This window comes from Azotobacter tropicalis, from assembly GCF_059739045.1.
On record NZ_AP046059.1, the window covers coordinates 2614117 to 2628203 of the forward strand.

Sequence of the window (14087 nt, forward strand, 5' to 3'; positions counted from 1 at the left end):
GGTCACCATGAACAAGCTTTCCTGCCTCATCAGCCTGGCCGCCATCGTCGGCACCACCTCTGCCCTGGCCCGGGACTATGTCCTGCTCGATGCCGACAAGCCGGCACAGAACTGGAAGATCGACAGCCAGCAACTGGGCATCCAGACCGACAAGCCGTTCTCGGTCAGCCTGCGCACCCTGCACGGCGGCCTCCAGGAGGGCGTCAGCCTGATCGACATCGACACCGGCGCGATGACCATCACCGTGGTGCCGACCCGCGGCATGAACGTGCTGCGCGCGGTGGCCGGCGACGTCCGCCTGGGCTGGGACTCGCCGGTCAAGGAGGTGGTCAACCCGGCGTTCATCGAGCAGAACGGCCGCGGCGGCCTCGGCTGGCTGGAGGGCTTCAACGAGCTGGTCACCCGCTGCGGCTACGAGTGGGTCGGCCACCCCGGCATGGACAACGGCGAACTGCTCACCCTGCACGGCCGGGCGGCGAACATTCCGGCTACTCGGGTGGTGCTGAGCATCGACGAGCAGCCGCCGTACGCCATCCGCCTGAGGGGCGAGCTGAAGGAGCAGGCGTTCAAGAAGGTCGACTTCGCCATCGCCACCGAGCTGAGCACCGCGCCGGGCGCCACGGGCTTCGTCATCGACGACACCCTGACCAACAACGGCGACTACCCCAAGGAATACCAGGCGCTCTACCACAACAACTTCGGCACCCCGCTGCTGGGCCAGGGTGCGCGCTTCGTCGCCCCGGTCAAGCAGGTTTCGCCGTTCAACGAGAAGGCCCGCGGCGACCTCGCCGGCTGGCAGACCTACCGCGGCCCGACCAAGGACTACGACGAGACCGTCTACAACCTGATCCCCTACGGCGACGACAAGGGCGACACCCTGGCCGTGCTGCACAACCAGGCCGGCGACCGCGGCGTGCGGGTCGACTACAACGTCCAGCAGCTGCCGGTGTTCTCCCTGTGGAAGAACACCGACACCGCCGGGCAGGGCTACGTCACCGGCCTGGAGCCGGGCACCAGCTTCTCCTACAACCGCCGCTTCCAGCGCCCGCTCGGCCTGGTGCCGACCATCGGGCCCAAGGAGCAGCGCCGCTTCCGGGTCGGCTTCGCCCTGCTCGCCGACAAGGCGGCGGTGGAGCAAGCCGTGCAGCGGGTCAACGAGGTCCAGGCCGGCCGGCCGACCGAGGTGCGCGAGGCGCCGCTGGTCGATCTGACCAAGCCGCAGTAAGTCCTTCCGGGGCGTAGGGCGGGTGAAACCCGCCGATTTCGGTGCGGCCCGCGCCACTTAGTTGATCGTGCCCACGCTCCTGCGTGGGCACGTTTCAGGGGCGCAGGAGCGCCCGGCCCTGGGCTCCTACGTAAGAGCGTTGGAGCCGCTGCCCTCAGGCCGGGGCAGCCCCCTCCCGCAGCGTGCGCTCCAGATCCTCGGTCGCCGCGACGATGGTCCGGAAATTCTGCTGCGCCTCCTCGTCGCGCGGATTGGCCCGCTCGATCCAGGCGCGCGCCTGGGTCAGGGCGTGGCGGGCCTCCTCCTCGGCCTTGCCGAGCAGGGTGGCGCTGCCCAGCTTGCGCGCACCGACCAGGCGGCGAGTGGCGTTGACGATGCCGCGTGACTTCATGGCGTGTTCCTCGTGATGAATGCCCCGGGAGCGATGCCAGCGGCGTGCCAGAAGCCCGCAGCCGCCGCCGGCCGGGCCACGAACGCCAAAGGCGCCGGCCCAAGGGTTCGCCCCGGTACGTCTGGCGCGGCAAAACGTTCCGCAGCGAACGTTTCCTCCACGCGCCCTTCCCCGCCCATGAGCCCGCAGCCCCGGCTGGCGCGGCTCCGCGCCGGCTGGCCCGAATCTCGCTAAAGCCTGTCCACAGGGTGGAAAACGCGCGCAGCGATTTTCCACCGACCGAGGCACCCACGGACCAGACGACCCGCCGGAGCAAGGAGGTCAGCGTGACGACACCGCAGCACACCCCCGCCGACGCCGGCCACGCGCTGCCGGCACCGGGCGCCCTCGGCGCCCTGGACCTGCTCGGGCGCATGCCGATCCCGCTGCGCCGGGCGTTCAAGGCCGGCATCGACCAGACCCTGGCGGCGCAGCGCGCGGCCGGAGGCCCGGCCCTGAACTGCTGCTGTCTGGGCGGCGGCGAGTGGTACAGCCCGTTCGACACCCTGGCGACCGAGCGCGACCCGGCGCGCCTGCCGGGCCTGCTGGTCTCGACCGTCTACCAGGACATCCTGGCGCCGGATCTGCTCGCTCGCTACGCCCCCGGCCCCGCGGCCCGCCCCCTGCCCGAATTGCATCCGGCATGCGCGGCGGCCGGCCTCGCCGACCCGCTGGGCGCCTTCCGGGTGTTCGCGACGATTCCCTTCGTCTGGCTGATCGACCGGCGCCGCCTCAAGGGCCGCCGGCCGCCGCGAATCTGGAGCGACCTGCTCGATCCGCAATGGGCCGGGGAGATCGTCTTCGGCGGCTGGCGGCCGAATCCGCAGGTGCCCTACCAGGACTACAACGCCTACCTCTTGCTGGCGCTGTACCGGGAGTTCGGCCAGAGCGGCCTCGCCGCCTTCGCCGACAACGTGCGCCACCTGCAACACAACGTGCGCACCGCGACCCAGGCCGGCTCGAACAGCCCGGACGTCGGCGCCATCGCCGTGCTGCCCTGGCTGCAGGCCGAACTCTGCCCGCGCCGCGAGCGCACCGCGGTGCTCTGGCCGGAGGACGGCGCGCTGGTCATGCCGATCGGCTACCTGCTCAAACCCGGCGGCGAGGAGCGCCTCGCCCCGCTCATCGACTACCTGCACGGCGCGGAGCTCGGCGCGGTGCTCGCCCGCAACTGCTACCCGCCGACCGGCGCCGCGCACGCCCGGGCCTTTCCGCCGGGGGCGCGGCTGAAATGGCCGGGCTGGGAGTTCTTCCACACCCATGATTTTGCCGCCGAACAGCGCCGCGCCGCCGAGCTGTTCTTCGCCGCCGGCCGCGCCCAAGGAGGCCTGCGCCTATGCAACTGATCACCGTGGCCGGCTCGCCGTCGGTCGGCAAGACCTCGGTCATCCTCCAGGTCGCCAAGCTGCTGAAACAGGACGGCCTGGCCGTCGGCGTGGCCAAGTTCGACGCCTTGTCCAGCGACGACGGGCGCCTCTACGCCCAGCACGGCATCCCGGTGGCGGTCGGCCTGGCCGGCGCCCTCTGCCCGGACCACTACTTCGTCTCCAACATCGCCGACTGCCAGGCCTGGGGCCGGCGCCAGGGCCTCGACGTGCTGATCGGCGAGAGCGCCGGGCTGTGCAACCGCTGCTCGCCGCACATCGACGGCGTGCTGGCGATCTGCGTGGTCGACGCCCTGGCCGGGGTGCACACGCCGAAGAAGATCGGCCCGATGCTGCGCCTGGCCGACCTGGTGGCGATCACCAAGGGCGACATCGTCTCCCAGGTCGAGCGCGAGGTGTTCGCCTTCCACGTGCGCCTGGCCAACCCCGGCGCGCCGGCGCTGTTCTGCAACGGCCTCACCGGCCAGGGCGCCGCCGACCTGGCCCGGCACATCCGCGCCGCCGCGCCGACGCCGGACCTGGACGGCAGCCGCCTGCGCTTCTCGATGCCCTCGGCGGTCTGCCCCTACTGCGTCGGCGAGACCGCCATCGGCGAGACCCATCAGCGCGGCAACGTGAAGAAGATGCGCTTCGCCGACCTGGAGGAGTCCCGATGAGCCTCGCCGAGCTGCCCTTCGCCCTGCTGGCGGAGCGCCATCCGCAGGCGGCCGAATTCGTCGCCGCCCTCGCCCTGCCCCCGGCCGCGCCCGGCGCCAGCGTCACCCAGTGGCTGGCCGGGCTGCCCGACGAGGCGCTGTTCGATGCCGGCATGCAGCGCGACCAGCTGCTCGACCACCTGGAGCGGCTGGTCGCCGAGGTGCGCGCCCTGGCCGAGGCGCCGGACGCGCGGGTCGACAGCCTCACGCTGCTCGGCGGGCACGACAAGCAGGGCCGCGCCGAGGACCTCGAACTGGTCTTTTCCGCCGGCGAGATCGTCTGCATCGTCGGCCCGACCGGCTCGGGCAAGAGCCGCCTGCTCGCCGACATCGAGTGCCTGGCCCAGGGCGACACGCCGACCGGCCGCCGGGTGCTGGTCAACGGCGCCGAGCCGCCCGCCGAGCGCCGCTACGCGCCGGACCGCAAGCTGGTCGCGCAGCTCTCGCAGAACATGAATTTCGTCGTCGACCTCGGCGTGCGCGAGCTGATCGAGATGCACGCCCGCTGCCGGATGGTCGCCGATCCGGAGGGCATGGCGCGCACGGTGATCGCCTGCGCCAACGCCCTGACCGGCGAGAAGTTCGCCGCCGACACCTCGGTCACCCAGCTCTCCGGCGGCCAGACGCGCGCCCTGATGATCGCCGACGCGGCGCTCTTGTCGGCCTCGCCGGTGGTACTGATCGACGAGATCGAAAACGCCGGGGTCGACCGCAAGCGCGCCCTGGACCTCTTGGTCGGCGGTGCCAAGATCGTGCTGATTTCCACCCACGACCCGCTGCTCGCCCTGCGCGGCGCACGGCGGCTGGTGATCCGCAACGGCGGCATCGCCGAGGTGCTCGACACCAGCCCGGCCGAGCGCCGTAACCTGGAGCGCATCGAGCGCCTGGACGCCGCCCTGATGGGCATCCGCGAACGGCTGCGCGCCGGCCTGCGCATCGAGGAGGAACTGGCATGGGCGGAATGATCCCGATTCCCGCGCCGGATTCCGCCCTCGGCCTGCTGCTCAACCGCCGCTCCTGCCACAGCGTGCGCGCGCCGGGGCCGGACGATGCGGAGCTGGCGCTGATCCTGCGCGCCGCGTTGCGCGTGCCGGACTTCCAGCGCCTGCGCCCGTACCGCTTTCTCGCCGCCCGCGACGAGGGTCTGGACCGACTGGGCCAGGCCATGCAGCGCGCCGCCCTGGCCGCCGGGCGGAGCAAGGCGGAAATCGCCCGCACCCCGCGCATGCCGCACCGCGCGCCGCTGGTGATCACCGTGGTGGCCAGTCCGCGGCCGAGCACGGTGGTGCCGCTGTTCGACCAGCAGCTGTGCGCCGCCAGCACCGTGCTGACCCTGCAGCTGGCCGCCCGCGCCCTGGGCTACGGCGGCCTGTGGCGCTCCGGCTGGCTGATGTACGACCGCGGCTTCCACCGCGAGCTGGGGCTGGACGAAGACGAGCAGATCGTCGGCTTCCTCTATCTGGGAACGCCGCAACGCGCCGAGGAGACAACCCATGAGGCTGTGCCAGCCCCCCAAGACGTCCTCACCTGGATCTAGGCCGATGCCGGCCGTGCACTACGGCATCGAATTCGAATACCTGCTGGTCGATACCCGCGGCCCGCAGGCCGGGCGCCTGCGCGACATCCATGCCCTGGACGTCGCCCGGCTCGCCGAGCTCCTGGCCGACCGGCCCGGCCTCGGCGATCCGGCGCTGGCCGAGGGCGACCTGGGCATCCGCCGCGGCTACTGGTATCTGGAGGGCGACGAGCGCTTCGACCCGGACGGGCGCTTCTGCGGCTTCGTCGCCAAGGGCGTGGAGATCCGCACCCCGCCGCGGCCGGGCGTCGCGGCCGCGATCGACTGCCTGCTCGACATCGAGCGCCAGCTCGCCACACGCCTCGGGCGCGACGGCCTGGGCCTGGCCATCGCCGGCTTCGACCCGCTGCGCACCCAGTACGGCTACCAGCCGCCGCTCAACGCCTTCGAGCAGCGCCTGCGCGCCGGGGACCGCGAATACGAGGGCATGGAGCTGTCGATGCTGACCTACGGCCCGGACCTCAACCTGTCGCTGCCCGACTGGAGCACCCGGCGCAACCTCGACGCGGCGCGCAAGCTCAACCACTACGCGCCCTACATCGTGCCCTTCAGCTTCAGCTCGCCGTACTGCGCCGGGCGGCCCTGGCACGGCTGGTCGCGACGCACCTGGCTGCGCTGCGACCGGCGCCCGGCGGTCAAGCTGTTCCTCGGCCTCGAGGAATACGCCGAACAGGCCGGACGCTCGCCGCTGCTGCGTCCGGCGCGGCTGGCGCGGGAGGCCGGGCGCATCGAGTTCAAGGCCTTCGACGCGATGCCCTCGGTGGAGCTGCTCGCCGCCTGCTGCCACCTGCTGACCGGCATCTGCCTGGCGGGCAATCTGCGCGGGCGCAGCGACATCCCGGACGTGGCCCTGTACCGCCGCGCCGCGCTGCACGCCTTCGACGATGCCGAGATCCGCAACGGCGCGCGCGCCGCGCTGTACGCCGCCGCCGAAGCCCTCGACCGCGCCGGCAATTCCGCCGCCGTCGAAGGCCTGGCGCCGCTGGCCCGCCTGCTGTCGAGCCGCACCACCCCGGCCCACGCCCTGCGCGCCGGCGGCCGGCTGTTCCATGCGGGCGGGCTGGCCGACCGCCTGGCGCAGGCGGCGGCCTGCTGAGGAGCGGGCCTCAATCGGCCCGGCTGGTCCGCATCTGCTCGAGCATGGGCCTGCAACGGTTCGGCTGTTCGGCGCTGGGCGCGATCAGCGCGAGCAGGCCGGCCACCGGGGCGACGGCGCTGCCGAGCGCCACCATGCCGGCGCCGCGGGCGATCAGGCCTTCGGCCTGCACTCCCGGATCGGGGTTCTTGAGGGTGCCGCGCACGTAGAGCGGCGAGCGCAGCGAGATGATCCGCACGCCCTTGGACTTGGGCACGATGTCGAGGTCCAGCGCCTCGCTCTTGAAGTTGATCGAGCCGTCGATGTTGACCACCGCGTTCTCCGTGTCGAAGACGAACAGCCGCGGCGTCGCCAGGCCGTTCTTGAAGCCGAGGTCCGCCGCCGCGCAGTTGATCGCCACCTCCTCGTCGCCGAACAGGCGCTCGACGACGTAGCTGCCGACGTTCAGCCCGGCGAGCTCCATCAGCGCCCGGCTGATGGTGCCGTCGTTGACCAAGAGCCTCAGCTCGCCGTCGGCCGAGCCGAGCAGGGCCGCCACCGAGTTGCCGGTGCCGCGCAGGCTGGCCTCGCCGTTCAGCTCGCCGAGGCTGTCGCGCATGGTCTCGACGGTGGGAAACAGGCGCTTGAGCTCGAGGCCGCGGATGCTCATCCGGAGCTTGCCGTCCAGCGGCGTCTGCCGGCCGTCGAGGGACACCGTGGTGTCCAGGCGTCCGCCGGCGACGCCCAGGCGCAGCGGGTCGAGGCGCAGCCTGCCGTCCTCGAGCTGCACGTGGGTGGACAGGTCGGTGATCGGCAACTCCTTGCGCCGGACGATGCGCTTGCCCTCGAAACGCACGTCGGCGTCCATGCTGCGCCAGCGCTCGGTGCGGAACGCCTCCACCGGCAGGGCCTTGTTCGGCGGCTGTTTGGATTCCTCGCGCTCGGCCTTGGTGTCGGTGCCGATCAGTGGGCCGAGGTCGCGGAACAGCAGTTGGTTGGAGGTCAGCGCGCCGGACAGCTTGGGCCGTGGCTTGCGCGCCACGTAGGTCAGGTCGCCGTGGATGTCGCTGTCGCCGATCTTGCCGCTGAAGTCGCGGTAGCGGTACTCGGCGCCCTCGGGGTCGCGCAGGTCGGCGGTCAGCCGACCGCGGGTGGAATAGGCGTCGGTGTCCGGCAGGGTCACGCCGATCAACGGATGCAGGTTGGCCAGGCTGTCGCCGGACAGGCGCAGGCGCAGGTCCAGGGCGCTGAGCTTGCGCGGCGCGACCAGCACGCCCTCGGCGCGCAGGCGGGTCTTCCCGGCGCGCAGGTCGACCTGCACGGGAAACGGCAGCTCGGCGTCCTGGAGGGCCAGGAGTCCGCCAACCTTGCCCTCGCCGGCGAGCGGCTGGCCCCGGTAGCGGCCCTGCGCCGTCCAGGCGAAGGCGTAGTCCTGCGGCCGGGCGCCCTCGCGGATGGCGTGCGCGGCCTGCGCCTTGCCGACCACCTGCTCGAAGGGGATCGGCGCGCCGAGGGGTACGACGTCCGCCTGCAGATCGGCCTTGAGCACCTGGTCGTCGACCCGTATGCGCGCCCGGTCGAACTGCACGGTGCCGATGTCGAGGGACCAGGGCGAGGGTTCCTTGTCCTCGGCCTTGTCGCCCTGGTCGAAGGTCCAGTTGGCGCGGCCGTCGGCCAGGCGTTCGAGGCTGGCGTCCGGGCCGGTCAGCCGGATCTGCGGGATGCGCACGGTCTTGCCGAGCAGGGCCAGCGGCGCCAGGTCCAGCTCGACCCGTTCGAGGCTGACGAAGCGCTCGCCTCTGGCCCAGTCCGGATTGCCCAGGCGCAACGCCTCGGCGCTGATGTGCGGCCAGGGCACCCAGGCGCGCCAGCCGGACTCCTGCGCCGGGCGCTGCCAGCGCACCGCCAGGTCGCCCTCGATGGCGAAGGGACGGTTCAGGGCCTCGGAAACCTGCGCGTTGATCCGCGGCTTGAGCCGGTTCCAGTCGAAGGTCGCGACGAGCACGACCAGGGCGACGAGCAGCGCCGCCAAACCGCCCAGCACCCAGATGAGGATCTTTCCGCTTCGCGCCATGTCGTTCTCCGGCGGCCCTGCCTCGCTCTGCGGCAGCGTTCTTGTTCTGCTATCGACTGACGAAAGGCGCCGATGACTCCGGCGTCAGCGATGAGCGGTCCCTGGCTGCCGATCGGCCAGCACTATCGTTCGGTTGCACGGTCGTAAGCGAAGACTCCCTCCGGCGTCACGCCCGGGACGCCGCATCCCACACGAGGAACTCCGCGCATGTCGACCCTGACGCTTCAAGACGGCACCACCCTCTTCTACAAGGACTGGGGATCGGGCCAGCCGATCGTCTTCTCCCACGGCTGGCCGCTCTGCGCCGATGCCTGGGACGCGCAGATGCTGTTTCTCGGCCTGCGCGGCTACCGGGTAATCGCCCACGACCGCCGCGGCCACGGCCGCTCGGCGCAGACCTGGGACGGCAACACCATGGACCAGTACGCCGACGACCTGGCCGAGCTGCTGGAAGCCCTCGACGTGCAGGATGCCGTGCTGGTCGGCCACTCCACCGGCGGCGGCGAGGTGGCCCGCTACATCGGCCGGCACGGCACGGCGCGGGTCGCCAAGGTGGTGCTGCTGGGCGCGGTGCCGCCCCTGATGCTGAAGACCCCGAGAAATCCCGGCGGCCTGCCGCCGGAGGTGTTCGACGCCATCCGCCAGGGCGTTCAGGAGAACCGCGCGCAGTTCTTCAGGGACCTGCCGACCACCTTCTACGGCTTCAACCGCGATGGGGCGCAGGTCTCCGAGGGCCTGCGCGAGGCCTTCTGGCTGCAGGGCATGAGCGCCGGGATCAAGCCGGCCTACGACTGCATCGAACAGTTCTCCGAGACCGACTTCACCGAGGACCTCAAGAAGATCGACGTGCCGACGTTGATCGTGCACGGCGACGACGACCAGATCGTGCCGATCGACGCCTCGGCCCGGCGCGCCGTACAGCTGGTGCCGAACGCCACCCTGCTCGTCTATCCGGGCGGCTCGCACGGCCTGGCGCAGATCGAGGTGGAACGCTTCAACCACGACCTGCTGCGCTTCGTCATCGAGGGCTGAAGAAGGCCCTGAAAGGACAATGCCCGCGCAGGCGGGCATTGTCATGGCAGGCACCGGGCTCGCTCGATTTCGCAACCCTGCGCGGCTCAGGTCCGCGCGTTAGTGGCGATGGCCGTGATCGTCATAGTGACGACGGTGCGCCTCTTCGTGATGGAAGCGGGCGTCCCGGTGGTGTTCGATGGCCCAGTGACGCTCGGCGGCTCTGCGCCGCTCCATGGCCCGCTGGTGCCGGATCGCCGCCCGGCGGGCCTCTTCATGTTCGTGTGCCGCGGCCCAGTGGCGTTCGCGGTGCTCGTCATGGTCATAGCGATGGTGATCGTGCTCATAGGCGGAGGCGGAACCCGCCGCAACGAAAGCGAACAGGCCAACGAGCATCACCCTGGTCATACAGCGTTTCATGGTCACGGCAACCTTCCATCGAAAAAGGCGGAGATGGCAACCGAGCGGCCGGGGCCGGCGAGGGCCGGCTCAAGCGAAACGCCCGATGGCACGCGACATACGACCTCGAACCGGAACGGGAGTTCTATTTCCGCCCGCACGGCGCGCGGGAGCGCCGGCCCACCTCGACCGGGAAGACTGCTTGACTTGAAGCGCACTCGAACTTCTAGGCTTCCCCCATGAGCAAGTACCTGACCATTTCACAACTGGCAGCCCGTTCCGGCTTGAGCGCGCACACGCTTCGCTACTACGAGCGGATCGGCCTGCTCGATCCGGTGGGCAGGGCCAGTAGCGGCCACCGGGTTTTCGTCGAGAAGGATGTGCTCTGGATGGAGTTCCTGCTGCGCCTGAGGAGCACCGGCATGCCGATCCGGCAGATGCAGCGCTATGCCGAGCTGCGCCGCCAGGGCGAAACCACCCTGGCCGCCCGTCGGGAGTTGCTCGAGGAACACCGCCGGGCGGTCGCGCAGCGGCTCGAAGAGCTGGGCCGGTCCCTGCAGGCCCTCGACGGAAAGATCGACCTTTATCGCCAACTCGAGCACGAGGTGAACGCCCGTGAGTCTCCGATTGCCCCCGACCAGTACCCTTCTTTGGACCCTTCTGACAGGAGCGAGCATGATCAGCCAGGCCAGCCCACTTCCCGAAAACGACCGGCGTGCCCGCGGTGAAGCCGCGCTGGCCGAAATCACCGGCAGCGCCGGGCGGAACGTCGTCGACTCGCTGCAGGGCATCGCCCCGGAGCTGGCCGACTGGATTCTCGACTTCGGTTATGGGGATGTGTTTTCCCGACCGGGGCTCGATTACTGCACCCGCGAACTGGCCACGGTCGCGGCCCTGACGGCCATGGGCAACGCCCAGCCGCAGCTGAAGGTGCATATCGGCGGTGCGCTGAACGTGGGGTGCAAGCCGGAAGCCATCATCGATGTCATCCTGCAGATGGCGGTCTATGCAGGCTTTCCCAGCGCCCTGAACGGCGTGGCGGCGGCGCGCGAGGTGTTCACTGCCCGGGGCATCGACCCGGTCGCCGCCGGAAAGGGCTGATGGCCCGGGCGGACAAAGCAATGCCCGCGGATGCGGGCATTGATGAGTGGGCGGCGTCGACAGCGGGCGCAGGGGATGACGCCGCGCCGTCGCGGGCACGCCGCCCCAAGGTTCAAGTCCGGTCGATACCGCGCTTGATCGACTCTTTTATGTCGCCCTTGACCTGCTGGGCCTTGCCCCGGGATTCCTGAGCGCGACCTTCGCTTTCCAGGGCCGGATCGTCGGTGGCGCCGCCGATGCCCTTCTTGATCTTGCCGGCTGCCTCGTTGACATTGCCTTTGATCTTGTCGGAAGTGCTGCCCATGTGTCGTCTCCTTAATGTCATGAGTGACACCTGAATGGACCGGCAAGGCGCAGCGATAGTTTGGCGGAACCGGACGAACGGTACAGGAGCAGGGTGCTTAACAGTCCCGGGTAGTGCGCGGCGCTTCGTCCCTGCCTTCCAGGCACTGCTTCAGCCAGGCCCGGTCCTGCTCGGCGCTGCGCGCCAGCACCCGCTCCCGATACAGCGCCAGCCGGCGCTTGCGCTCCCCGGCGGCGAGCCCGTCCCAGCCGAGAAACAGGCCGGCGTCGTCCGCCGCCTGCAGGTCCGCCTCCAGGCGCGAAGGCGAACGCATCCGGCGTCCCAGGCACACGCCGGCCACGAACAGGGCGCAGCATGCGAACCAAACCACAAGAACCAGGGCCATGATCATCGGCCACCCTCCTTGGCATAGCGATTCGTAACAGGTTATTACGTCATCAGCGCTGTGACAGTCCGCCCTGGCGAAAGTGCGACCCCGTTCGGCACCTGCCGCGGACACTGCGCACGTCTCTCGCGGCCTGGGATCTGGCCGATGGATGCGGCCGCGGCGGCCTCATTAGAATCGGCGCCCTCATTGATCGACAGAAGGAACCGCGTCGATGGGCCATCCGACTGCAAAGAAGATCGTGTCGCTGCTTTCCGGCATCGTACTGGCCGTCGCCGGCGCGCTGTTCAGCGATATCGAGCCGCCCGACACCTTCGGCGAGGCGAAGAAGATCGCCCGGGCGATCCATGCCGACGAGCCGCTCACCTTCTACTGCGGGTGCCGCTATCGGGACAATCGCGTCGACCTCGCCAGTTGCGGCTACAAGCCGCGCAAGAACCCGCAACGCGCCCGCCGGCTGGAATGGGAGCACGTGGTGCCCGCCTGGGTCATCGGCCATCAGCGCCAGTGCTGGAAGAAGGGCGGGCGCGAGCACTGCACGGCCAACGACCCGGCCTTCGCCCGGGCCGAAGCCGACCTGCACAACCTGGTGCCGGCGATCGGCGAGGTCAACGGCGACCGCAGCAACTTCGGCTTCGCCATGCTGGGCAAGGCGCCCGGCCAGTACGGCCAGTGCCGAATGGTCGTCGACTTCGCGGCGCGCAAGGCCATGCCGCGCGAGGAAGTGCGCGGCGCCGTGGCGCGCATCTACCTCTACATGCACGACCGCTACAAGCTGCGCCTGTCGCGCCAGGACCGCCAGCTCTACGAGGCTTGGAACCGCCAGTACCCGGTCAGCGCCCAGGAACGCCAGCGCAACCAGGAGGTCGCCTGCCGGATGGGCTGGGGCAATCCCTACGTCGGCGAGGTCAGCCTGTGGCGCTGCGGCTTCGGCGGGGTCATGAGCAGCCTGCTCGACGGCGCCGGCGCGCTGGCGCGGGCCGGGCTGGGCGACACCCTGGGCGCGCTGCTGAAGCGCTGAAGGCCGGCCCGCCGCGGGCGGCGCCCGGCCAGGGGCGGACATTGGAAGAGCCGATGGCGGGCAGCTATCCTGCGAACAGAGAGCCTCTTACTGCCACGCAGTCGGCCGCCTCGCTGGCTCGCTGTCCATGCACGCGTCGCCGGGCGCGATGCGGACCGATCCGGAAAAAAGGCGGAACTGCCCGCACCTCTTCGACTCCATAACCAAGGAGTGCCGCTGACGAGGCTGAACGAAGCGATGCGCTCTCCTTACTTTCTTTGCTAATTGATTGGAGGTCCTCATGGCTGAAAATAAAGGCAAGATGAGTGTAAGCGAAGCGGGACGGAAGGGCGGTGAGGCGACGGCTGCCAGCCACGACCGGGAGTTCTACCAGGAGATCGGCAGCAAAGGCGGCCAGCAGAGCGGCGGCAACTTCCGGAACGATCCGGAGCGCGCTGCCGAAGCCGGCAGCAAGGGCGGCCGCAACAGCGGCGGAAATTTCGCCAACGACCGCGAGAAGGCTTCCGAAGCCGGCCGCAAAGGCGGCAGGAACAGCCACGGCGGCGGCCGCAACGGCTGAGCCGAGCGGAGCGGAAGCCCCGGCTTCCGCTCACCTTCCCTGCCCCGTGCAAGGCTGCTCCCGGCACCGCAAGCTCCCATGGGCCGAGGCGCCAGCGGCAGTTCCTTGCCGGTGTCGTGATGCGAAGGGCAGCGCTCGACCGGCGCACGCACAGCGCACGCCGGCAAGACGCAACGGTGCCGACAGCGAGGTATCGAACATGCCGCAACAGATGCCGGAGCAGGACCATGCAGACATGGCGGATGCCATGCACAGCCCTGGCGACGCCAAACCTCACGCGAGTAGTAATCCATGACGAACCATGTCATTCACTTCACGGGGCCGATCAACTCCTCGACGTGCGGGCAGCTCATCAACAAGTGCTCGCAGGCCCTCAAGCAGGATGCGTCCGAGATCACCATCAAGATCGCCACCATGGGCGGCGAGTGCAGCTACGGCTTTTCGCTGTACAACTTCCTGCTGTCGCTGCCCATCCCGGTCAATACCCACAACCTCGGCACCGTCGAGTCGATGGGCAACATCATCTTTCTGGCCGGGCAGCGACGCACCGCCTGCCAGCACAGCAAGTTCCTCTTCCATCCCTTCCACTGGACCATCCACGGTTCGGTCGACCACGCCCGGATGTCCGAATACGCCATGAGCCTGGATTTCGACCGGGTCCTGTATGCGCGCATCGTGGCCGAACGCACCCTCGGGGCGATGGACCCCCTGGACGTCTCTCAGTATCTGACGGCCGACTCGAAGATCCTGACCCCCGACGAGGCCATGGCCGCCGGGCTGATCCATGCCGTCGAGGATCTCGGCATGTCCGCGAACACCACCAGCTGGTGCATCCACTCCTGACACG

17 protein-coding genes are annotated in these 14087 nt (G+C 70.0%); 12 read left to right on the forward strand and 5 right to left on the reverse strand.

The window, feature by feature from the left end; genetic code table 11:
• Positions 1–7 precede the first annotated feature (7 nt).
• Positions 8–1225, forward strand: coding sequence for an aldose 1-epimerase family protein (locus Atro_RS12425; RefSeq protein WP_497922683.1), 1218 nt, complete (start codon positions 8–10; stop codon positions 1223–1225).
• A gap of 154 nt (positions 1226–1379) precedes the next feature.
• On the opposite strand, the gene Atro_RS12430 is transcribed toward Atro_RS12425, so the two are convergent.
• On the reverse strand, positions 1380–1616 hold the full coding sequence (locus tag Atro_RS12430) for a hypothetical protein (RefSeq protein ID WP_497922685.1): 237 nt from the start codon (positions 1614–1616) through the stop codon (positions 1380–1382).
• 326 nt (positions 1617–1942) lie between these two features.
• Here Atro_RS12430 and Atro_RS12435 point away from each other — a divergent pair, with 326 nt between their 5' ends.
• Genes Atro_RS12435 through Atro_RS12455 form a run of 5 tightly spaced genes read left to right on the forward strand, consistent with a single transcriptional unit; the run spans position 1943 to position 6407 of the window.
• A complete protein-coding gene (locus Atro_RS12435) occupies positions 1943–3001 on the forward strand; it encodes an ABC transporter substrate-binding protein (RefSeq protein WP_497922687.1) in 1059 nt (352 codons plus the stop codon).
• Positions 2992–3696: a GTP-binding protein gene (locus Atro_RS12440; RefSeq protein WP_497922689.1), complete on the forward strand. Its 705-nt coding sequence runs from the start codon at positions 2992–2994 to the stop codon at positions 3694–3696. The genes Atro_RS12435 and Atro_RS12440 overlap by 10 nt, the downstream gene beginning before the upstream one ends.
• The gene (locus Atro_RS12445) at positions 3693–4700 is read left to right on the forward strand and encodes an ATP-binding cassette domain-containing protein (RefSeq protein WP_497922691.1); all 1008 of its coding nucleotides are present in this window, start codon (positions 3693–3695) and stop codon (positions 4698–4700) included. Before Atro_RS12440 ends, Atro_RS12445 begins: the two co-directional genes overlap by 4 nt.
• Positions 4688–5272: a nitroreductase family protein gene (locus Atro_RS12450; protein WP_497922693.1), complete on the forward strand. Its 585-nt coding sequence runs from the start codon at positions 4688–4690 to the stop codon at positions 5270–5272. Before Atro_RS12445 ends, Atro_RS12450 begins: the two co-directional genes overlap by 13 nt.
• A 4-nt stretch (positions 5273–5276) precedes the next feature.
• Entirely contained in the window at positions 5277–6407 is a 1131-nt protein-coding gene (locus Atro_RS12455; RefSeq protein ID WP_497922695.1) for a glutamate-cysteine ligase family protein, read from the forward strand.
• Positions 6408–6417: 10 nt separating this feature from the next.
• Here the strand turns inward: Atro_RS12455 and Atro_RS12460 are convergent, their stop codons facing one another.
• A complete protein-coding gene (locus Atro_RS12460) occupies positions 6418–8460 on the reverse strand; it encodes an AsmA family protein (protein WP_497922696.1) in 2043 nt (680 codons plus the stop codon).
• Between the two features lie 207 nt (positions 8461–8667).
• Here Atro_RS12460 and Atro_RS12465 point away from each other — a divergent pair, with 207 nt between their 5' ends.
• The gene (locus Atro_RS12465; protein WP_497922698.1) at positions 8668–9492 is read left to right on the forward strand and encodes an alpha/beta fold hydrolase; all 825 of its coding nucleotides are present in this window, start codon (positions 8668–8670) and stop codon (positions 9490–9492) included.
• A 99-nt stretch (positions 9493–9591) separates the two neighbouring features.
• Here Atro_RS12465 and Atro_RS12470 read toward each other — a convergent pair whose 3' ends face one another.
• Positions 9592–9891: a hypothetical protein gene (locus Atro_RS12470; RefSeq protein WP_497927674.1), complete on the reverse strand. Its 300-nt coding sequence runs from the start codon at positions 9889–9891 to the stop codon at positions 9592–9594.
• Positions 9892–10109: 218 nt separating this feature from the next.
• On the opposite strand from Atro_RS12470, the gene Atro_RS12475 reads away from it, so the two are divergent.
• Together Atro_RS12475 and Atro_RS12480 are read left to right on the forward strand one after the other, a co-directional pair.
• Entirely contained in the window at positions 10110–10598 is a 489-nt protein-coding gene (locus Atro_RS12475) for a MerR family transcriptional regulator (RefSeq protein ID WP_497922700.1), read from the forward strand.
• Positions 10546–10971, forward strand: coding sequence for a carboxymuconolactone decarboxylase family protein (locus Atro_RS12480; protein WP_497922702.1), 426 nt, complete (start codon positions 10546–10548; stop codon positions 10969–10971). Before Atro_RS12475 ends, Atro_RS12480 begins: the two co-directional genes overlap by 53 nt.
• Before the next feature lie 112 nt (positions 10972–11083).
• Here Atro_RS12480 and Atro_RS12485 read toward each other — a convergent pair whose 3' ends face one another.
• Both Atro_RS12485 and Atro_RS12490 read right to left on the reverse strand, forming a co-directional pair.
• Positions 11084–11275 carry a CsbD family protein gene (locus tag Atro_RS12485; protein WP_497922704.1) on the reverse strand — a complete coding sequence of 64 codons (192 nt, stop codon included), beginning with the start codon at positions 11273–11275 and terminating at the stop codon, positions 11084–11086.
• 97 nt (positions 11276–11372) lie between these two features.
• Positions 11373–11666 (reverse strand): hypothetical protein, encoded by a 294-nt coding sequence (locus tag Atro_RS12490; RefSeq protein ID WP_497922706.1) that lies wholly within the window; start codon positions 11664–11666, stop codon positions 11373–11375.
• 208 nt (positions 11667–11874) lie between these two features.
• On the opposite strand from Atro_RS12490, the gene Atro_RS12495 reads away from it, so the two are divergent.
• From Atro_RS12495 to Atro_RS12505, 3 genes are all read left to right on the forward strand, one after another.
• Positions 11875–12681 carry an endonuclease gene (locus Atro_RS12495; protein WP_497922707.1) on the forward strand — a complete coding sequence of 269 codons (807 nt, stop codon included), beginning with the start codon at positions 11875–11877 and terminating at the stop codon, positions 12679–12681.
• 280 nt (positions 12682–12961) lie between these two features.
• Entirely contained in the window at positions 12962–13240 is a 279-nt protein-coding gene (locus Atro_RS12500) for a con-10 family general stress protein (RefSeq protein ID WP_497922709.1), read from the forward strand.
• A gap of 291 nt (positions 13241–13531) precedes the next feature.
• Positions 13532–14083: an ATP-dependent Clp protease proteolytic subunit gene (locus Atro_RS12505; RefSeq protein WP_497922710.1), complete on the forward strand. Its 552-nt coding sequence runs from the start codon at positions 13532–13534 to the stop codon at positions 14081–14083.
• Positions 14084–14087: the final 4 nt, after the last annotated feature.